General features: G+C 52.9%; 19 protein-coding genes. 13 read left to right on the top strand and 6 right to left on the bottom strand.

The window, feature by feature from the left end; translation table 11 throughout:
- The coding region (locus tag NFU03_RS15325) for a hypothetical protein (protein ID WP_251639998.1) at positions 1 to 224 on the top strand (224 nt) is incomplete at its 5' end.
- A 221-nt stretch (positions 225 to 445) separates the two neighbouring features.
- Here NFU03_RS15325 and NFU03_RS15330 read toward each other — a convergent pair.
- From NFU03_RS15330 to NFU03_RS15345, 4 genes are all read right to left on the bottom strand, one after another.
- A complete protein-coding gene (locus NFU03_RS15330; protein ID WP_251639999.1) occupies positions 446 to 1,321 on the bottom strand; it encodes a DMT family transporter in 876 nt (291 codons plus the stop codon).
- A 51-nt stretch (positions 1,322 to 1,372) separates the two neighbouring features.
- Positions 1,373 to 2,602: an amidohydrolase gene (locus NFU03_RS15335; protein WP_251640000.1), complete on the bottom strand. Its 1,230-nt coding sequence runs from the start codon at positions 2,600 to 2,602 to the stop codon at positions 1,373 to 1,375.
- Positions 2,595 to 3,851, bottom strand: a complete 1,257-nt coding sequence (locus NFU03_RS15340) for an amidohydrolase (RefSeq protein ID WP_398290551.1) — start codon at positions 3,849 to 3,851, stop codon at positions 2,595 to 2,597. The genes NFU03_RS15335 and NFU03_RS15340 overlap by 8 nt, the downstream gene beginning before the upstream one ends.
- A gap of 63 nt (positions 3,852 to 3,914) precedes the next feature.
- Entirely contained in the window at positions 3,915 to 5,492 is a 1,578-nt protein-coding gene (locus NFU03_RS15345) for a glutathione ABC transporter substrate-binding protein (RefSeq protein WP_251640001.1), read from the bottom strand.
- A 195-nt stretch (positions 5,493 to 5,687) separates the two neighbouring features.
- Between NFU03_RS15345 and NFU03_RS15350 the strand changes: the two genes are divergently transcribed.
- The 12 genes from NFU03_RS15350 (at position 5,688) to NFU03_RS15405 (ending at position 17,577) form a co-directional block, all read left to right on the top strand.
- Positions 5,688 to 6,590, top strand: coding sequence for an ABC transporter permease (locus NFU03_RS15350; protein ID WP_251640002.1), 903 nt, complete (start codon positions 5,688 to 5,690; stop codon positions 6,588 to 6,590).
- Between the two features lie 12 nt (positions 6,591 to 6,602).
- Positions 6,603 to 7,523, top strand: coding sequence for a nickel ABC transporter permease (gene nikB / locus NFU03_RS15355; protein WP_251640003.1), 921 nt, complete (start codon positions 6,603 to 6,605; stop codon positions 7,521 to 7,523).
- Between the two features lie 13 nt (positions 7,524 to 7,536).
- Positions 7,537 to 8,556 (top strand): ABC transporter ATP-binding protein, encoded by a 1,020-nt coding sequence (locus NFU03_RS15360; protein WP_251640004.1) that lies wholly within the window; start codon positions 7,537 to 7,539, stop codon positions 8,554 to 8,556.
- On the top strand, positions 8,556 to 9,551 hold the full coding sequence (locus NFU03_RS15365) for an ABC transporter ATP-binding protein (RefSeq protein WP_285835464.1): 996 nt from the start codon (positions 8,556 to 8,558) through the stop codon (positions 9,549 to 9,551). The genes NFU03_RS15360 and NFU03_RS15365 overlap by 1 nt, the downstream gene beginning before the upstream one ends.
- 39 nt (positions 9,552 to 9,590) lie before the next feature.
- Complete coding sequence (locus NFU03_RS15370; protein ID WP_251640006.1) at positions 9,591 to 10,352, top strand: sensor histidine kinase; 762 nt, start codon at positions 9,591 to 9,593, stop codon at positions 10,350 to 10,352.
- 14 nt (positions 10,353 to 10,366) lie between these two features.
- Entirely contained in the window at positions 10,367 to 11,068 is a 702-nt protein-coding gene (locus NFU03_RS15375; RefSeq protein WP_251640007.1) for a response regulator transcription factor, read from the top strand.
- Positions 11,069 to 11,074: 6 nt separating this feature from the next.
- Positions 11,075 to 12,367, top strand: coding sequence for an SLC5/6 family protein (locus NFU03_RS15380; RefSeq protein ID WP_251640008.1), 1,293 nt, complete (start codon positions 11,075 to 11,077; stop codon positions 12,365 to 12,367).
- Between the two features lie 262 nt (positions 12,368 to 12,629).
- Positions 12,630 to 13,724 (top strand): ABC transporter ATP-binding protein, encoded by a 1,095-nt coding sequence (locus tag NFU03_RS15385; protein ID WP_285835461.1) that lies wholly within the window; start codon positions 12,630 to 12,632, stop codon positions 13,722 to 13,724.
- Positions 13,721 to 14,638: a carbohydrate ABC transporter permease gene (locus NFU03_RS15390; protein ID WP_398290556.1), complete on the top strand. Its 918-nt coding sequence runs from the start codon at positions 13,721 to 13,723 to the stop codon at positions 14,636 to 14,638. Before NFU03_RS15385 ends, NFU03_RS15390 begins: the two co-directional genes overlap by 4 nt.
- The gene (locus tag NFU03_RS15395) at positions 14,635 to 15,447 is read left to right on the top strand and encodes a carbohydrate ABC transporter permease (protein WP_251640009.1); all 813 of its coding nucleotides are present in this window, start codon (positions 14,635 to 14,637) and stop codon (positions 15,445 to 15,447) included. Before NFU03_RS15390 ends, NFU03_RS15395 begins: the two co-directional genes overlap by 4 nt.
- Positions 15,448 to 15,468: 21 nt before the next feature.
- Entirely contained in the window at positions 15,469 to 16,806 is a 1,338-nt protein-coding gene (locus NFU03_RS15400; RefSeq protein ID WP_251640010.1) for an ABC transporter substrate-binding protein, read from the top strand.
- A gap of 24 nt (positions 16,807 to 16,830) precedes the next feature.
- Positions 16,831 to 17,577 carry a glycerophosphodiester phosphodiesterase gene (locus NFU03_RS15405; RefSeq protein ID WP_251640011.1) on the top strand — a complete coding sequence of 249 codons (747 nt, stop codon included), beginning with the start codon at positions 16,831 to 16,833 and terminating at the stop codon, positions 17,575 to 17,577.
- A gap of 149 nt (positions 17,578 to 17,726) precedes the next feature.
- On the opposite strand, the gene NFU03_RS15410 is transcribed toward NFU03_RS15405, so the two are convergent.
- Together NFU03_RS15410 and NFU03_RS15415 are read right to left on the bottom strand one after the other, a co-directional pair.
- Complete coding sequence (locus NFU03_RS15410) at positions 17,727 to 19,067, bottom strand: YopA family protein (protein WP_251640012.1); 1,341 nt, start codon at positions 19,065 to 19,067, stop codon at positions 17,727 to 17,729.
- Between the two features lie 473 nt (positions 19,068 to 19,540).
- On the bottom strand, positions 19,541 to 19,869 hold a 329-nt coding region (locus NFU03_RS15415; RefSeq protein ID WP_285835462.1), incomplete at its 5' end, for a PTS transporter subunit IIC.

Below are 19,869 nucleotides of genomic sequence, written 5' to 3' on the forward strand. Positions count from 1 at the left end.
TAGGCACGTTGCAGGAGTACTTATTCAACACCCTCAGCAGGTTGGAAAAAGATTTCAACCGACCTTTGCGTAAGAGTAATGGTCGTCAGAAAATCCCTGATAAGGCGAAGAAATCGCGAGATTTCGGTGAGGATAATGCGATAGTCAGTCCAATCAACCGTCAGCACTTTATAGATTTAGAAAAAGAAAAAAAGAGAAAAAAAGCGCTTGAAAAAGAGAAGTAAATAGATATCCAAAAAAAGGTAACTGATTAGTCTATATAACCTCGTTCCCTTTTTTTGTTTGGATTCGCTATATCTGTTGGTAATTTAAAACAGTATTGTATAATTTTAAATTCCATGCAACGCTAGTGGCTGGTACCTGTGCGTCACACAATTCAGACACTATTCAGAATCGTCTCTGAATTGTGTAGCGCACAGGTACCTAAACGAATTCTCCGGAACGATTATCGACGGGAGCGGATCGAAAGGAGGATGCCTGCTATGATGATCAACCCTCCAACAACCTGGACCACACTCATCAGATTCCCGAGCAGCAAGTAACTGGCCAGCATGGCGATGAACGGCTCCAGATTCAGCAACAGCGCGATGTTGGAAGCCCCCGCTTCGCGGATGACACCGTTCCATAAGTAGGTGCACAGCCCGTGCATCACGATCGCCGTAACGACCAGCATCACCCAAAATTCCATGCCCACCAACCGTGCCTCCGGCAGAGCACCCCACGAGACGAACGGCAGCAGCCCGATCAGCCCGAACAGGTTCGTATACCAGGTGATCACGCCCGTCTCCATCGTTGCGGACATGCGCTGGACGAGGAGCAGGAAGATCGAGAAGGACAGCATCGTGCCGCCGATCAGCCATTCCCCTTTCCCGATCGAAGGTACAAATCCTGTCCCTTTCGTGATGACCAGCCAGACACCTGCAAGTCCGACACCGGCACCCGCCCAAAAGAGGAATCCCCTCTTTTCCTTCAGAAAGAAGCCGGACAAAGCAACCGTCACGATCGGCGACAGGGCCAGAATGAGTGATGCGATCACGGGATCCGTATAATGGAGGCTCGCGTAGAAGCTCCATTGGTTGAAGGAGACGCCCACCAAGCCGCCAATGACGAGCAGCAGCCAACCGTTCCTGCCCGGATGGCTTCCCTTCACATGACGGCGTGTCAGCGGATAGAGGAACAGTAAAATGAAGAACAAGCGCAGAATCGCGATAATGCCGGGGTTGAACTGTCCAACGAGTATCGAGCCGAATACGAAATTGCTTCCCCATGCGGTGACGCAAAACAAAGCGATCAAATAAAGTGTTACCTGACTGCGTTTCATGACTTCCACCTGCCATTCAAAAAAGGGCGGCTTTGAAAAGCCACCCTTTCCTCAAGATTCGGTCGCAGAGACCATCTTGCCCTGCACCATGACGGACCGCTGTTTCGGCTTTCTGGCAACAACTTCTGCAGTGGAAGCTGCGTCAAAGAGCACGAAATCAGCTTGGTCACCGACAGCCGGCCACACTCTATTCCCTTCCTCGTCCAGAGGCGTCACCCCGTTCGTTGCGAATTTCAACAGACGGCGCAACGCCGTTTCTTCGATTTTACGGGACAGTTCCCCGAACCGGGTCACCTTCTCGAGAACATCCCCTGTTCCATACGGGCTCCATGAGTCGTAGAAGCCATCACATCCGAAATGGACACGCACACCGGCTGCATCGAGCAGCTCGATCGGCGGCAGCGTCCTGTTCAGATTGATCGGCACGGTCGACATGATGGCGACATCCTGTTCCGCCAGCCGCTCCGCAATCTTCATCTGCTGGAGAGGGGCCGCATCACCGAGGCAGAACGAGTGGCTCAACGCCGTCCGTCCGCGATAATTCGAAGCTTCCACGACATCGATCCACTTATCTGTCGTATACAGGCCGACCTGGCCTCCGTCATGCAGATGGATATCGACGTCCGCATTGAACTCTGTCGCGATATCCATCACTTCATACAGCGACCGTTCGATGGACTGGTCGATGCCGGCAGGGTCGAGTCCGCCCACCATCGTCGCCCCGTTCCGCATCGCTTCACGCATCAGCGCAGGCACTTCATCCCGCAGGAGGCCGTGCTGCGGGAACGCGACGATTTCGTGGCTGATGATCCCTTCGTACGCTTGCAGGGCCGCTTTCACGCCTTCCAAGTTCTGCAGGCCGATATAAGGATCGATGTTGACGTGGGTCCGGATGTGGGTGACCCCGTGTCCGAGAAGGGTTTCGATCATCTTCTTCGCCCGCTTCTCCGTCGAACCTGCCAGCTCTTTCAGTTCTGCCGCTTCGTGCGCCAGCCGCTCCTTCAAATTGGCCACAGGCGTGACCGCTTTCCAATCGAGCGTCATGTAGGTTTTGTCCAGATGGTTATGCATCTCTTTCAATGGTGGCACAGCGAGCTGTCCGTTCAGGTCGATCGTGCGCCCAGTCATTTCAACCTGTTCATCCGAGGCATAGATTTCAGTAATGGTACCATCTTCCACTTTCAGCGTATGAAGACCTGTCACTGTTTCGATCGCCCCACTCTCAAGCGTCCGGTTTCCTGTTTCAAGTTTCACGTTCACCAGCCAAATTGTTTCAGTCATGCTGTCCAGCCCCTTTCTGCTCATCCGACTTCACTTCGCCATTCCCCGAGACAACAGCCCCACGGAAAACGACGGTTGTGATCGGCTTGCGGCGTGCCACAGCCTGAGCGGAACAGACGGCATCGATCAGCAGGAAATCCGCTTTGTCCCCTTCCTTCGGCCATACTTGGTTTCCAGTGTCATCGAGCGGCGTGATACCGCCTGTAGCATACTGCCATGTCCGGTTCAGCGAGTATTCGTCCATGAACCGGAAACGTTCAGCTAAGACGGACAGCTTTTCGATCGTGTCTCCTGTACCGTACGGCGACCAATGATCCGTCAAACTGTCATGACCGAGCGATACGTTCACGCCGTGCTGCTGCAAGTACTGGACGGGGATGGTCGGCCGGTTGATCGGTATGGTTGACGTGACGTCGATCTTCGCGTCCCGCAGGATAGTCGTCATCCTCTCCAATTCCGCTCCTTGCAGATCGCCGAGTGCGATTGCGTGGCTGATTGTCGTCTGCCCTGTCTTGCCGGCCTGCATAGCCAGTTCCGCAAGTTTGGTGAATTCAAAAGCACCGAGTGAATCGCCATCGTGGATATGTATATCCAGTCCTTTGCCCGCTTCCACCGCGATATCCATCGTCGTTTCCAAAGACCGTTCGATATCCCGGTCGATCGTTGCCGGATCGACTCCGCCGACAAGTGTTGCCCCTTTCCTCATTGCCTCTCTCATCAGCTTTTCGGAGTTCGACCGGAGTAAACCATGCTGCGGGAAAGCGACCACCTCATACGTCAGCTTGCCTTCGAACTTCGAGAAGGCCTCGAGTGTCAATTCGATATGCTTGGTCCCGATCTGGGGATCGACGTTACAGTGAGACCGGATGTGCGTGTGCCCTTGCGACAGCAGCCATTCGATCATCTTTTCCGCACGCTGTAACGCGAAAGGCAGCTGTTTCGGCAGCAATTTTTCCTCTTCTTCGATCCGTGTCAGGATGCCGTTCGTTATCGGAATACACGCTTTCCACGGACCGCTGAAATACGTCTTGTCCACATGGATGTGCATTTCACGCATGGGCGGCATGAGGAGGTTCTTCCCGGCGTCGATCACCGTATCCGCTGTCTCCGTCAAGGATTCCCCGATTTTCTCCACCTTCCCGTCGCGCACGAACACATCGCGCACGGCCGTCTCCGTCGCAACGACCCGCCCGTTCTCATAACGGAAACCGGTTTCGAGTGTTGCCTGTTTCACTAGCATCGTTGTCAATTCCATCACTCCTCTAGAAGAATAGAGCAAGATCCCCAAGCCCGAGACCTTGCTCCTCTTGCCTTATCGGCTCACAGTCGTCTCATTGATGATCAAGTAATTGGAAGGGTTCAAATAGAAGTCCTTCACGTCGTTGTTATAGACTGCCAAGTGTTCATAATTCCGGATCGGGACGTATACCGCATCGTCCATCTCCTTCTGCATCGCTTCTTTGTAGATTTCCTCCCGCTTGGCCGGTTCCATTTCCACACGGCCCTGTTCGATCAGCTTATCGACTTCCGGGTTCTGGTAGTAGAAATGGTTCCCTGGCGACCCGATGGAGTCGGAATGGAAGAGGTTATACTGGTTGTAATCCCCGTCCCCTGTCGCATTTCCCCATCCGCCGATGAACATCTGGTGTTTGCCGCCGTCCACTTCATCGATATACGCCCCGTACTCCATCACTTGGATTTCGACATTCACGCCGATCCCTTTCAACTGCGACTGGATGACTTCCGCCATGTTGATGCGCTCTTTCCGGTCGCTTGTCAGCAGCTTCACACTCACGCCGTTTTCAAGTCCGGCTTCTTTCATCAGTTTCTTCGCTTCGGTGATGTCATACGGGTAAGCCTCGACGTCTTTGCTGTAGCCAAACACTTTCGGACTCATCGCGACATTGGCCAAGGTCCCAACATCATTATAAACCCCGCTCAGAATCGCCTCGCGTTCGATGGCGTAACTGACGGCTTTTCTCACTTTCACATCGTTGAATGGAGCGACAGTCGTGTTGAATCCGACATACTCGACTGCCAATCCTTCCGTCCGGTACAAGTTCAGTGTATCAGATGCTTCGATACGGTCGATCTCCGTCACAGGCACTTGATCGGAAATCTGCGCTTCGCCCTGTTCGATCATTGCCAGTCGTGTTGCATCTTCCGGCACTACCTTGAAGACGACTTTGTCGAGCTTGACCGGCGTTCCCCAATAGTCTTTGTTTTTCACCAAGGTGATGTCCTGACCAGACTTCCAAGATTCGAAGACAAACGGGCCTGTCCCAACGGGGTGTGTCGCAAGCTTTTCAGCCGACTCGCCCACTGCTTCCGGACTGATGATGCTTCCTTCGTTGCTGGCCAGTATGGACAGCAGCGGTGCATACGGTTCAGACAACTTCAGTGTAACGTGTGTCGGATCCTCTGCAATCACTTCACTGATCATGCCCAGCTTCGAACTCTGCGGCGATCCGGTCGCCGGGTCAAGGATGCGGTCGAGCGTCTTCTTCACGGCGTCCGCATTGAAATCGGAACCATCATGGAACTTCACCCCTTCTTTCAGCGTGAACTTCCACGTCAGATCGTCCGGCTGTTCCCACTCCGTTGCGAGCAGCGGCTTGATATTCATATCCTTATCGAACTGGACGAGCGTCTCATAGACTTTTCCGTGGATCACATTCGCAGATGGGATATCTGTGATGAAATGCGGATCCAGCCCCGTCGCATCCGACAGCCTCACGACGGTCAGCGTTCCGCCTTCCTCCGCTTTTCCATCAGCCTTGTCCCCATCCGCTTTCCCGTCCGACTTCGAACCTCCCGTCGAACAGGCCTGCAACACCAACAGCAATATCCCTGCAAGCAACACGGTCAAATACTTTTTCCAACTTCTCATTTCCACTCCCCCATTTACTTTCAAATTAACTTGCTAATCCGATTATATAGAACAGAATTCAAAAGCACTTTCACTATCTTGCTGTCATTTTCTAATATTTCAACTACTTAGATAATTACTATTTACAGCGCCCTTCCGGCGTTTTACATTGGGAGTATCTTCAAGCGCTACTGATAGATAGGGAGGGAATGACAGATGGCTTCAAAAGCAACCGTTTCACCAAATGTAGATTTAGCAAAAGCCCGACAGCATACCCGGAGGGAAAGGTGGCAGTCTTTCCGACGGGTCATGACACAGAACAAAGCGGCGATGGCCGGAGCGATCATTATCGCGGCTTACTTCCTGATAATGCTCGTCGCGCCGGTTCTGGCACCATATGATCCTTTCGAAATTTCGCTGGAGGACAAACTGACGCCCCCATCCGCCGACCATTGGATGGGCACGGATGATAAAGGAAGGGACATCCTCAGCCGCATCCTGTACGGGTCACGACTGTCGATCGGCGTCGGGGTGGCTTCTGTCGCATTCGGCGCCTTCTTCGGAATCATCCTCGGTCTGATTGCCGGTTATTACGGAAAATGGGTCGACACCATTGTCAGCCGACTGCTCGACGTCATGCTCGCTTTTCCGGGAATCCTGCTCGCACTTGCCATCATCAGTGCCCTCGGACCAGGGCTCGTCAATGTAACAATTGCCGTCGGTGTGTTTTCCATACCGCTGTTCGCCCGGATCGTCCGGGGCTCCACGATGGAAGTGAAGCAGCTGGAGTATATCGATGCCATCCGAACACTCGGAGCGAATGACTTCACGATTATCGTGAAACACATCTTCCCGAATGTCCTCTCACCGATTATCGTACAAGGGTCCATGCGGCTCGCGACAGCGATCCTTTCCGCAGCCGGCCTCTCATTCCTCGGTCTCGGTGCACAGCCGCCATCTCCTGAATGGGGCGCGATGCTTGCGAACGGTCGGGATTTCCTGTTCAGCGCACCGTACATGGCGATTTTCCCGGGCATGATGATTTCTGTCCTGGTGCTTGGCTTCAACTTGTTCGGCGACGGCCTGCGGGACGCACTTGACCCGAAATTGAAAAAATAAGGAGGTACGTATATGTTTCTATTCATCGTTAAACGGCTCGTCCAGATCGTTCCGGTCATCCTCGGCGTCACGCTCGTCGTTTTCCTGATCATGCAGATGGTACCCGGCGATCCTGCCGCCATATTGGCGGGTGAAGGCGCGTCCCAGGAAACGATCGAACAATACCGGGAGGACTTAGGGCTCAACCGGCCTGTACTCCAGCAGTACGTCTCGTACGTCGGAAACGTCTTCCAGGGCGACCTGGGCAACTCCCTGAAAAACAAACAGCCCGTGCTGGATGAAATTATGCTGCGGCTCCCGATTACGATGGAGCTTGCGTTTTACAGTATTCTCATCACGATCGTCCTCGGATTGGGTGCCGGCATCATCTCAGCGGTCAAACCGTATTCCATCCGCGATGTCAGTGTCATGGTCATCGCCCTTCTCGGCATCTCGCTGCCGAGCTTCTGGCTCGGTCTGCTGCTGATGTATGTATTCTCGGTCAAACTCCACTGGCTTCCGGTCGCCGGATGGGACGGTCCTTTGAATATCATCCTGCCCGCTGTGACACTCGGTCTCGGCGGGGCTGCCATCGTCGCACGGATGACGCGATCCAGCATGCTCGACGTCATCGGTCAGGACTACATCCGCACAGCGCGCGCCAAAGGGTTGAAAGAGCACTTCGTCATCTACAAGCACGCACTCCGCAACGCGCTGATTCCAGTCATCACCGTTGTCGGACTGCAGTTCGGCAGCCTGCTCGGCGGCACCGTCCTCATCGAATCGGTCTTTGCCATCAACGGGCTCGGCCGGATGATCGTGGATGCCATCCGTACACGTGATCTGCCAATGGTACAGGGCGGCGTCCTTGTCGCTTCCCTCGTCTTCGTATTCGTCAACCTGCTCGTCGATGTCCTGTACCGTGCTGTCAACAAACGGATCGATCTAAACTAAGGAGGGCTTTCCAATGGAGCCAGAAGTGGTGCTGCAAGTAAAGAACTTGAAAACCTATTTCACAACGTCAAAAGGGACAGCAAAAGCAGTGGACGGCGTCGACTTCACGCTGCACAAAGGCGAAACACTCGGCATTGTCGGAGAGTCAGGCTGCGGGAAATCGATGACGTCGCTGTCCCTTCTCCGTCTCATCCCGTCACCGCCCGGCAAGATCGTGGATGGTGAAATCCTATTGAATAACAAAGACATCGTCACCATGAAAGAAGATGAACTTCGGAAGGTCCGCGGCAACCAGATTTCGATGATCTTCCAGGAACCGATGACTAGTCTCAATCCGATCATCCCGGTCGGGGAACAAATCGCGGAAACCGTGCGGCTCCATCAGCGGTTATCCAGAAAAGCAGCTTGGCAGAAAGCGGTCGACCTGCTGGAACTGGTCGGCCTCCCTTCACCTGAAAAACGGGCAAAACAGGAACCATTCCAGCTGAGCGGCGGAATGAGACAGCGGGTCATGATCGCCATGGCACTCGCCTGCACGCCTGAAGTGCTGATCGCCGACGAGCCGACGACCGCTCTCGACGTCACCATACAAGCCCAAATACTGGAACTCATGAAAGACTTGCAGAAACAGATCGGCATGAGCATCATCTTCATCACCCATGACCTCGGAGTCGTCTCGGAAGTGTGCGACCAGGTCGCTGTCATGTACGCGGGGCAAGTGGTCGAACACAGAAGTGCGAGAGACCTTTTCAACTCCCCGCTGCACCCGTATACGCAGGGACTGCTCGCATCCCTGCCTAAGATCCACGAAAACCAAGAAGAGCTGCAGACGATCGAAGGCGCTGTTCCAAGCCCGTACGACTACCCGGCCGGATGCCGGTTCGCAGACCGATGCCAGCATGCCCGCGCCATCTGCCGTGCAGAAGCGCCGGTGTTGGAAGCAGTCGGCGGAACCGAAAGCAAGGTCCGCTGCTTCATGTATACGGAAAAGTGGGAAACCGCTGCAGAAGAGGAGGAAGTGCTATGTCCGTAATGGAAAAAGAACCGATTCTCGAAGTGAATCATTTGAAACAGTATTTCCCGCTGAAGAAAGAGTCCCTCTTTTCACCGAAACAGACGGTCAAAGCGGTCGACGACATTTCATTCAAACTGTATCCCGGCGAAACACTCAGCATCGTCGGCGAATCCGGCTGCGGCAAATCGACGACAGGCCGTTCGATTTTGCGCCTTGACGAACCGACGGAAGGCGAAGTGCTTTTCAACGGGGCGTCCATGACCTCTCTGAGCAAGAAGGAACTGCGGGAGATGCGCGGAGACATCCAGGTGATCTTCCAAGATCCGTACGCCTCGCTGAATCCGAGGCAGACGATCCGCAAAATGCTCCAGGAGGCGATGACGATACAGAATGTCATGCCGAAAAAGCAGATGGAAGCGCGCATGCTCGAACTCATGTCGCTCGTCGGCCTCCGTCCTGAATACTTGGAACGGTACCCTCACGAATTCTCAGGCGGCCAGCGCCAGCGCATCGGCATCGCCCGGGCGCTCTGCGTCAACCCGAAAGTGATCATTTGCGATGAGGCCGTGTCAGCACTCGACGTATCCATCCAGGCACAGATCATCAACCTGCTGAAACGCATGCAGCGGGATCTCGACCTGACCTTCCTATTCATCTCCCATGACCTGAGTGTCGTCCGGCATATTTCCGACCGGGTCATCGTCATGTACCTAGGGTCCATCGTCGAGATCGCCGACAAGGATTCCCTGTTCGACCGGCCGAGCCATCCGTATACACGGGCCCTGCTGTCCGCCATTCCATCCACGGACGAACAGCAAAAGAAAACGAGAATCATCCTGAAAGGGGACGTCCCCTCGCCAATCAACCCGCCGACCGGCTGCCGCTTCCATACCCGCTGCCCGTTCGCTACGGACTTGTGCAAGACGGATGTGCCGGAACTGAGAGCGCTGACACCGACCCACAAAGTGGCCTGCCATTACGCAGAAACCTTACTCAGCAGCCCGCCTGTCTGATAAAATAAATGCAAGCCGTGACTGCCGGAGGTTTTCACCATGATGTCACTTGAAACCTTTTCCTTATATGTCTTACTCTGCATTCTAGCCCCACTTGTCGGGGCTTTTACGCTTGCGTTCACAATGATCTTCGAAAACCGCTTCGATTACCTGCAAAACGCGGCGAATACGTCCAAGCTGGAGAAGGAGCTGCAGTACGCCCAGTACTACCAGCTCCATCAGCGCATTAAACCGCATTTCTTCTTCAACACGCTGAACACATTGCTCAGCCTGGCGAGACTCGACAGGAAGGACGAATTGGTCTCCAGTCTTGAAGTGATGTCGAAGTTCATGAAATACAACTACCAGACGAACGACAAGCTCGTGCCGCTCTTGGACGAGGTCGCCTACACGAATGGGTACCTCGATATCCAGCAATTGCGTTTCGGACACCGGGTGGAGATTCATCAGCACATCGAAAAAGAGGCGGAAAACGCATTCATTCTGCCATTCGTCCTTCAAACAATGGTGGAAAACACGTTCAAGCATGCCTTCGAGAAGTATCCCGGACAAGCCGTACTGAAAATCATCATCTTCCGCGACGAACAGCTGCTGCACGTCGAAGTGTGGAATACCCACCTGAAGCCTTCCATCCATGACGATGACAATTTCTCGCGCGAGGACGGGTTAGGCGTCGCCAACATCCGGGAACGGCTGCAGCTTCTGTTCCCCGACTCCCCGGCCACATTCGACATGCATTATGCAGGTGCAGAAGCGTGCGCGCGGATCATCATCCCCTACCGGGAAAGCCAGCAAATCTGAAGAGGAGGGAGCCCATGCATATCTTATTAGTGGATGATGAGCCGCTCGAACTGGAACAGCTCGAACATCTCCTGAAACCCCGTTTCCCCCACTGGTCATTCTGCAAAGCAACAGATGCTGCGAGTGCACTGTCCGCGGCGAAAAGCCAAAAGATTTCATTGGCGTTCCTGGACATCCACATGCCGGGGATGGATGGGCTGACCTTAGCAGCAGAGCTGAAAGCGTTATACGACCTGGACATCATCATGGTGACCGCGTTCCAGTCGTTCGATTACGCGCAGCGGTCAATCCGCCTCGGCGTCGACGACTATCTGACAAAACCGGTGATCGAAGCCGAACTGCTCGCAACTCTTCAAAAATACGAAAAGTGGAATGCCAAGTCGGATACTATCCAACAAGTATTGCGGATCATCCATACGGACTATGCGGAAAAGCTCTCCCTGTCCTCCATCGCAAGTGAAATCCATATGAGTCCGACGTATTTAAGCCGCAAGTTTCTCGAAGAAATGGGGATCGGCTTCGCAGATTACGTCACCGACTTCCGTATGGACATCGCCAAGCAGCTTTTGGTCCAGGAACCTGACGCTACGATTTCCGCCGTAGCCGAACGTGCCGGATTCAACAGCCAGCACTACTTCAGCTCCTTGTTCCGCAAGAATACCGGTATGACTCCGAGTGCATACCGTCAACAGATTACCGTGCGTCCCGGAGGCTGATGTCCCATGAAATCTTATGAATTTTACATTACAGGTGCCATCCGGCTCGGCGTGTCGACGGCGATCATTTCCCTGCTAGCACGCTGGATTACTGCCAATACGATCCTCTCGTCCCCGGAGGCGCTTATTAAGTACGGACTGGTCGGCAGCATCGGCTACTCGTTCATGGGGGCTGCGGCCCTCCTCCTGTTCGGGGTGATCTCCGTCCATATCCGCAACCGTTTCCCCGACCTCCTGACGCTCGGTGACTTATTTAAGATCAGGCTACGGAAAGACGGTTATCTCATGATGTCGGTCCTTACGCTCTTTCTCGGTCTCGATTCCCTGTTCATGCAGGCTGTCGGGGCGGCCGTCCTCTTCGGCCTATTGCTCGGCATCCCCGTATGGGTGTCGCTGTTCGTCTTCTTTCTCTATACATTCCTTCTCGCCGGAATGGGCGGGATGAAATGGATCCACCGGCTGGAAGGCCCGACCCTGCTGTTCATCTTCAGCGCCATCATCTTCATCCCGATGTTCTTTTTCATCCGGGAAGGCGCTTCCAGCATCTATCAGGGCGTGCGCCTGCTGCATCCGTATCTGCTCTTCTCCGATACTCGGGAATCCATCATATTCGCTGCGACTGCCATGCTCATCGGCTTTGGTCAAATCCTATCCGACCGTGCCACCTGGCAGCGCCTGTACCTGATCGACCTGAAAAAAGTGCGCGCCAGCTTCTACCTTGCAGCACTCGTTTGGAGTACGATTCCGCTCGCGCTCGGCGGCATGCTGATGATCGTCATCCACGACCAGTCGTTCACCGAAACGTATTCCCTGCTCTTCCAGCTCGTCCAGAAGATCGAGCCGCTGCTCCTGCTCGTGGTTTTCCTGTTATTCTCATTCAGTACCGTGTCCAGCACGCTCAACGCAGAACTGCATGCGACGACGGTGCATTATGTACGCCATATCCGGCCTCATTGGAAGGCGGAGTCCGATGAACCGCAGCTTTACAAGGCATCCTACACGTTTTCAGGTCTCTTACTGCTGCTGCTGTTCATCGTCTCACTCCTATTCAACTTCAACGCACTGGAGTTTCTCTTTTTCTTCGGGACGTTGTATGCCGCTCTCATCCCGGTCCTGCTGATCATCATCCTGACCAAACGGAAACTCTCACGCCTGCTGCCGTACGCGATCCCCATCAGCGTACTCAGCGTCCACCTGATCCCGCAGATCAACGGCCCGCTGTCTTCCATCTGGTTCAGCTTCCTGATCTCGCTCGGCATTTCGTTCGCTTCCATGCTGTTTGCGGAACGGGAGCTGTAGTATGACTGCAGGCAGTCTTAAAACCGCAAGCCATATCCGGCTGGCGGTTTTTTATATTTTCTAATTTTGCCCGGTACCTGTGCGTCAAACAATTCCAACACTATTCAGAATAGTTTCGGAGTTGTGTGTCACACAGGTACCTACCCTCCTTTCCCCCTCCCCCCCATTCACCAACTCTTTACAACATCCATACACCACCTTCACGAGACCTTTATATGGCTCAAGTATGATCGAATCGTAATCCATAGGAGGTTGGTAAAAAGTGAAGGCAATCGACGTCAGCAATCTGAACAAGGCCTATCGCGGAGAAGACATGGTGCTTGAGGACGTCAGTTTTGACGTGCAGCAGGGGGAATTCTTCGTGATCGTCGGCCCGTCCGGCTGCGGGAAAAGTACGCTGCTGCGGATCATCGCCGGACTGGAAGAGATCTCCGCCGGCACGCTGTACATGAACGGCGAAGAGGCCGGCAGCAAGCGTCCGAATGAGCGGCAGATTTCAATGGTCTTCCAAAACTACGCCCTCTTCCCGCATCTCAGCGTCCGGGAGAACATCCTCTTCGGCCTGCATGTCAAAAAGATCGCCAAACAGCAGCAGCAGGAGCGCTGTCTGGAAGCGGCGCACCTGCTCGGGCTGGACGAGCTGCTCGACCGCAAACCGCGCGAATTGTCCGGCGGGCAGCGGCAGCGGGTGGCACTCGGCCGCGCCATCGCTTCGGAAGCGCCGATCTGCCTGATGGATGAACCGCTCTCCAACCTGGACGCGAAGCTGCGGACCAAGATGCGCGCCGAAGTGCGGCAGCTCCAGCGCCGTCTCGGGATGACGATGGTCTATGTCACACACGACCAGGTCGAAGCGATGACGATGGCGGACCGGATCATGGTGCTGAACGAAGGCAGCATCCAGCAGATCGGCCGGCCGCTCGACGTCTATAACTATCCGCAAAACCTGTTCGTTGCGACCTTCATCGGATCGCCTCCCATGAATATCACGAAAACGACCAGGAAAGGCCGGCGCCTGCAGCTGACAGACGGCTGGACCGCCGCCGCGCCGGATCTGACGGAGGACGTCTATGCGGGAGTCCGGCCGGAGCACCTTACATACGCCGCCGACGCTCCGCCGTCCTTCTTCGCCACCGTCGAGCATCTCGAGATCCTCGGCACGGAAACCCTGCTCATGTTCCGCATGAACGGCGAACTGTGGATCGCGAAGTGGCCCGGGCAATGGGACTTCCGCGAAGGGCAGAATATCCCGCTCAAAGTGGCGGATGACCACATCCACTTCTTCAACGCCGCCACGGGAGAGCGCATCGGCAGCCGCCCGCTGCCCGCCGGCCTGACGATGGAGGCAGCGTTATGATCGCCGTGAAAGACCGGCTCCGCGCCGAACCGAAAAGCAGATGGCGCTTCCCGGTGACGCTCGAAGGAATGCTCTATTTGCTGCCTTCCATTGTGCTGTTCGCCGTGTTCCTGTTCTATCCGATGTTCAAGACGATCTACTTGAGCCTGTTCCTGACGGATGCACAGGGCAATGCGCAGATCTTCGTCGGCCTGGAGCATTACAGCCAGCTCCTCAGCTCGCCTTCTTTCCGGGCCAGTCTGAAAGCGACCGTCCTGTTCGTCCTATATACCGTGCCCGCCGGCGTGATCCTCGCGCTCGGCCTGGCATTGCTGGCCAACCAAAAACTGAAGGGCATCGGTTTCTTCCGCACGCTCTTCTCATCGACGATGGGAATGAGCGTCGCCGCGTCGTCCGTCATCTGGCTCTTCATCTACAACCCGGCGATCGGCATCGCCAATACGATCATGACCACGCTCGGCCTGCAGGAGATGCAATGGCTGCTGAACCCGGATACCGCCCTTATATCAGTAGCGATCCCGACCATCTGGATGAACACCGGCTTCAGCTTCCTCATCCTGCTCGGCGGCCTGCACAATATCGACGCCAGCCTGTATGAAAGCGGCAAGATCGCCGGAGTCAGCGATTTCTATTCGCTGCGCAAGATCACGCTGCCGCTGCTGTCGCCGACCCTGCTGTTCATCGTCACTGTTTCGCTCATCAATTCGTTCCAGACGTTCGGACAGATCGACATCCTGACGAAAGGCGGACCGATGGAATCGACGAACGTCATCGTCTACTCCATCTTCAAAGACGCCTTCGTCAACTTTAACATCGGCTCAGCCAGTGCCCAAGCGGTGTTATTATTCGCCTTCATCCTCATCGTGACGATCCTGCAGTTCAAATGGAGCGAAAAGAAGGTGCACTACCAATGACACGGAAAAAGAAATTCCTTCTGTATGCACTGCTGATCGTCTCGTCGTTTGTTATGTTCTTCCCGATCCTGTACGCCTTCTCGATCAGCTTCATGCAGGGCGGCGAAGTGCTGAGGGGCAAGATCATACCGAGCGGCCTCTCGTTCACGAATTACGAAGCCGCCATGCAGAAAGTGCCGCTGCTGCGGTATCTGTTCAACAGTTTCGTCGTCTCTACGCTGATCATGGCGGGTCAGGTCGTCTTCAGCTGCCTCGCCGCATTCGCGTTCACGTTCATCCCGTTCAAAGGACGGAACCTGCTCTTCCTGATCTTCATCTCGACGATGATGATCCCTTGGGAAGCGACGATGGTGCCGAACTTCCAGACGATCCGCGCGCTCGGCTGGACCGACACGTACGCCGGGCTGTCCGTCCCATTCTTCGCCATGGCATTCGGGACGTTCCTGCTGCGCCAGCAATTCAAGACGATTCCGCTTGAAATGTACGAAGCGACCCAGGTGGCGGGCGTCAGCCGATTCCAGTTCCTGTGGAAAGTCGTGCTGCCCGTCTCCAAGACGACTCTCGTGACACTTGCGATCTACTGCTTCCTCAACGCTTGGAACATGTACCTATGGCCGCTCCTCGTGACGAACGACGAACGAATGCGCACCGTGCAGATCGGCCTGAAACAGATGCAGTCGCAGGAAGTTTCCACGGAATGGGGCGTCGTGATGGCGGGCGCCGTGCTCGTCATCCTGCCGACACTCATCCTGTTGTTCGCAGGACAGAAACGCTTGCAGGAAGGCCTCACCCGAGGGGCCATTAAATAATAGAACCGGAGGAATTGACCCATGAAAAAACCGAAGATCCTGTTGACCCTGCTGACACTGACGGTATTGCTGCTGGCAGCCTGTAACGGAGAGAAGGAAACGGCCGAGCCGGAAAAAGCACAGGCCGCCACAAAGGACGGAAAAACGGAAGTCGTCTTCTGGCACGCCATGAACGGACAACTCGAGGAAGTCGTCGATGACCTGGTCGCTGATTTCAATGAACAGCAGGACGACATCACCGTCAAAGCCGTGTTCCAGGGCACTTATGAAGAAGCGATCACGAAGTTCAACACCGTCGCCGGCACGAAAGACGCCCCAACCGTCATGCAAGTATTCGAAGTCGGCACGAAATACATGATCGATTCCGGCAAGATCGAACCGGTCCAGAAATTCATCGACGCCGACAACTACGACACGAGCAAATGGGAAAAGAACATTACGAATTATTACAACGTGGACGGGGTACAGTACTCGATGCCGTTCAACTCCTCCACACCGGTGCTCATCTACAACAAAGACGCATTCAAAAAGGCCGGACTCGACACCGAAAAGCCCCCGGCTACGTACGAAGAGCTGAAAACCGCCGCCAAAGCACTGACGACCGGTGACCAATACGGCTTCTCCGTCCTGAACTACGGATGGTTCATCGAAGAACTGATCGCCGCTCAAGGCGGACTGTTCGTCAATGAAGACAACGGCCGCGCAGGCAACGCCACGGAAGCCGTCTTCAACGGAAAAGAAGGCCAGGAAGTCTTCCAGCTGATCAGCGACATGTACAAAGACAAGACGTTCTACAACTCCGGCCAGAACTGGGATGACATCCGCGCCGCATTCCAATCGGGTAAAATCGCCATGTACCTCGATTCGTCCGCAGGCGTCCGCGACATCGTGGAACAATCCCCGTTCGACGTCGGCACCGGCTACTTGCCCGTCCCGGAACAGAGTGAATGGGAAGGCGTCGTCATCGGCGGAGCATCACTCTGGATGGCGAACGGAATCGAAGACGCCCAGCAGCAGGCCGCCTGGGAATTCATGAAGTACTTGACGTCACCGGAAGTCCAGGCGACGTGGCACGTCAACACCGGCTACTTCGCCATCAACACCGACGCGTATGATCAGGACATCGTCAAATCCGAGTGGGAAAAGTACCCGCAATTGAAAGTCACCGTCGACCAGCTCGGCGATACGAAGACATCCATCGCGACCCAAGGCGCCCTGATCCCGGTATTCCCGGAAGCCCGCCAGAAAGTCGTCGGCGCGATGGAGAGCCTGTACCAGGGAGCCGACCCGAAGGAAGCGCTCGACCAGGCCGCCAAAGCGACGAACGACGCACTGGAAATGGCCAACCGCAAAAAGTGAACAACCGGAAAGGAGCGACCCGACATGGCAGCACCTCTTCTCTACGCCCACCGCGGAGCGAGCGGATCCTTCCCTGAAAACACGATGCGTGCTTTCAAGGAAGCCCGGAGAGCCGGCGCGGACGGCATCGAATTGGACGTCCAGCTGACAAAGGACGGCCAAGTCGTCATCATCCACGACGAAACCGTGGACCGCACGACGGACGGCACAGGCTACGTCCAGGATCACACACTGTCACAGCTCCAAAGCCTGGACGCCGGCAATTGGTTCGCACCCTCCTATTCCGGTGAGACGATTCCGACGCTCGACGACGTGCTGCACTGGATGACCGAAGATGGCAATACCTTGACGCTCAACATCGAGTTGAAGAACGACGTCATCCAATACAAAGGGCTCGAACAGAAAGTGCTCGCACTCATCGACAAATACAAAGTCGAGGACAGGATCATCCTGTCCTCGTTCAATCCCACTAGTCTCCAGGGGGTACGGGCGCTGCATCCGGCGATTGAAATCGGCTACTTGATCGCAGGAAAACCGGATGGAGCGGTCGAAACCGCTATACGGATAGGCGCTAATTCAATCCATTGCCAGCCAGCATATGCGCTGTCTCCGTATGTGGAAAAAGCCGAAAGAGCAGGATTCCCGCTGCGTGTTTATACCGTCAACGATCAGGAAGAACTGGAACGTCTGACGAAAGCCGGGGTCGACACAGTGATGACGGATGAGCCCGAACGTCTTGGCGGTGTATTGGGCGGCAGCAAAGACAGGTGATGTGTTCTTGACAATGCAGAGAAAGAGAAAGACCTCCTTAGCGGGCTTTCTCTCTTTTCTTACTTCACTATCTAAAATTCGGTAACCAAACGACTGAACAGGGGTATAAATTTGAATATTATTCCAAATGGCGATTTTCAATTAGCCAATTAGACAAGTTTTTCTGTAGTGGTATTACTTTCCGACCAAGGTACTTTCTGAACCCTCTTAGCTAGGTAGTCGAAATTTAGCAGCATATTACAATACTCACCTTCATATCCACCAATTGCTAATAAAGCCAACTCGAAGTAGACTATCCCCATCCTCCAAGTAAAATATAGTTGCTCGTCGTTTAACTTTGTCTTTTTTCTTTCTGGGTGTACTATATCATTTCGAATTGTTGAAAGAAATTGTGGACCACTTTTGGAATTAAGCTTCATTTCTTGAATTCCTGGAATATCATCACCACGAAAATCAATTTTCAGTTCCTTTAACAATCTTTCCATCTTACTTGCTGCTGACCCTAAAGCATTATATTTATTTTTGCTCAACACTTCTTTAGTTTCCACTAAGTATGCCCAAGCTAAAGTTTCCAGTCCCGCCTGTATAATAATTATTTTATTATCAATATATGAGGAACCAAAGCCATCGAAGTAATAAGATAGTATTCTTGGAAGTTGCTTCTCCCAATAATCATCTTCCATTAATTCCAATAAGCAATAAAGAACCTTTTCAAGAGAATCCCTAGAGTTACGAGGATACCAGTTTACGATGTTTTTCCAGCTAGATATTGAAGGAATTCTATAGCAGATCGCATTATAGCCTTCTAAGTCTGTGTATAGATGATTAATATCTACTCGTCGACCTGCTACGAAAGAGAGTATCCATACAATTTTTTCAAGGAACCTTTCTATTTCCTCTAGTTCAAACTCCTTGCCATCTAACCTCTTGATTTGTCCAATGTGAGTAATAGCAAAACCATTCTGTTCTTTAAGATTTTCATAAATCTTCTTACTATCAGGTACTTTATCAATCACTACTAAATAATTTTTATACTGTAACTCTACCCTTCCTGCAAGTATACGGTTGTTAAAACTATATGCCAAACCATAATTATTAATAAAATTCACCAGAGAAAAGTTTATTTCACTGTATTGACTTTGCTTAGACATCTTCAGCTCATACTGTAGCTCACCTTTAATTTCCGTAGAACTTCCGATTCTACTATAACTCGGGTTGATAGAAGTAAGGTTAAAAGAACCTTTAATATCAGTAGGGGTTGTTAATTCCAAATACTCAGCGCTAAAAAGACTATTTAAGCTGCCATTCAATACTTTTCCAACAAAACAAACCTCTGGCCTTGGATTTGTTAAATAGCTAATTGTACCCTCGAGCTCGATAAGCCGCCCATTAGATTTCAAAGTAAAAGGACCTTTATAAATAATTTTACTAGAAAGCCCATTCTCAATAACTTGTGGAATAGCAATAGTATGAGGCGTATCTAAATTCATCACTATCTCTCCCTTCAACCAAAAGTCTCCATTATCATACTATTATTTAAGTTATTTTACTCATTAAGGAGTTTCGATAATGAATCTGATTTTTGTTAACGAAGTTGTTACAAAGATGATCTGGAGGGCTTTCCAGACAAAGGGAAGTATCCCTCTCCGCAATTAAAAACGTAAACCCTAATGAGAATTATGCACTTGAAACATAGCACCTAACGACATAATTTGGGGAGAGTACTTTCACACTATTCTACTATGTTGACTGCATTTAAACTAATGTACTAAACAGACAAGGTATAAGACGAGTAAGATATTTGAACAATGTGGTCAGAAAAAAAACCAAAAACACCTCTCTAGGTATTTCATACCTAGAGAGGTGCTAAGCTAATCGGTTTCACCGATTATATCTGCATATACTTCAATCTATAAACACGGTACACAGTTTGAGTTTTCTGAACTAAACTACACCCATTTAATCACGCCACTTCGTTCTCTTCCAGCCGTCTCATCGCTTTCCAGCCAATTGCGAATAGAACAGCGAGAAGTAGCAGGACTACTAGCGTAATCAGAAGGTTAGATTGCACCAGGTTAATGACATTGCCAAGCACGATTCCTACCACACCAAAGTCTGCATCACCGAACGTAGTCCCTTTGAAGCCGAGGGAGCCTAAGATCGGCAGCAGCAACGCAGGCAGGAAGCTGATGATGAAGCCGTTTGCCATCGAGCCGAAGATTGCGCCTTTTCTGCCTCCTGTCGCATTGCCGAAGACTCCGGCAGCTGCGCCGGTGAAAAAGTGAGGGAACA

Origin of the sequence: Sporosarcina sp. NCCP-2716 (assembly GCF_023707985.1) — a bacterium.
In the GTDB taxonomy this organism is placed as follows: domain Bacteria; phylum Bacillota; class Bacilli; order Bacillales_A; family Planococcaceae; genus Sporosarcina.

Bases quoted from the DNA above. Each gene is read 5' to 3' on its own strand.
- NFU03_RS15330 (WP_251639999.1), bottom strand. From the start codon at position 1,321: ATGAAACGCAGTCAGGTAACACTTTATTTGATCGCTTTGTTTTGCGTC.
- NFU03_RS15335 (WP_251640000.1), bottom strand. From the start codon at position 2,602: ATGACTGAAACAATTTGGCTGGTGAACGTGAAACTTGAAACAGGAAAC.
- NFU03_RS15345 (WP_251640001.1), bottom strand. From the start codon at position 5,492: ATGAGAAGTTGGAAAAAGTATTTGACCGTGTTGCTTGCAGGGATATTG.
- NFU03_RS15350 (WP_251640002.1), top strand. From the start codon at position 5,688: ATGGCTTCAAAAGCAACCGTTTCACCAAATGTAGATTTAGCAAAAGCC.
- nikB (WP_251640003.1), top strand. From the start codon at position 6,603: ATGTTTCTATTCATCGTTAAACGGCTCGTCCAGATCGTTCCGGTCATC.
- NFU03_RS15360 (WP_251640004.1), top strand. From the start codon at position 7,537: ATGGAGCCAGAAGTGGTGCTGCAAGTAAAGAACTTGAAAACCTATTTC.
- NFU03_RS15365 (WP_285835464.1), top strand. From the start codon at position 8,556: ATGGAAAAAGAACCGATTCTCGAAGTGAATCATTTGAAACAGTATTTC.
- NFU03_RS15370 (WP_251640006.1), top strand. From the start codon at position 9,591: ATGATGTCACTTGAAACCTTTTCCTTATATGTCTTACTCTGCATTCTA.
- NFU03_RS15375 (WP_251640007.1), top strand. From the start codon at position 10,367: ATGCATATCTTATTAGTGGATGATGAGCCGCTCGAACTGGAACAGCTC.
- NFU03_RS15380 (WP_251640008.1), top strand. From the start codon at position 11,075: ATGAAATCTTATGAATTTTACATTACAGGTGCCATCCGGCTCGGCGTG.
- NFU03_RS15390 (WP_398290556.1), top strand. From the start codon at position 13,721: ATGATCGCCGTGAAAGACCGGCTCCGCGCCGAACCGAAAAGCAGATGG.
- NFU03_RS15395 (WP_251640009.1), top strand. From the start codon at position 14,635: ATGACACGGAAAAAGAAATTCCTTCTGTATGCACTGCTGATCGTCTCG.
- NFU03_RS15400 (WP_251640010.1), top strand. From the start codon at position 15,469: ATGAAAAAACCGAAGATCCTGTTGACCCTGCTGACACTGACGGTATTG.
- NFU03_RS15405 (WP_251640011.1), top strand. From the start codon at position 16,831: ATGGCAGCACCTCTTCTCTACGCCCACCGCGGAGCGAGCGGATCCTTC.
- NFU03_RS15410 (WP_251640012.1), bottom strand. From the start codon at position 19,067: ATGAATTTAGATACGCCTCATACTATTGCTATTCCACAAGTTATTGAG.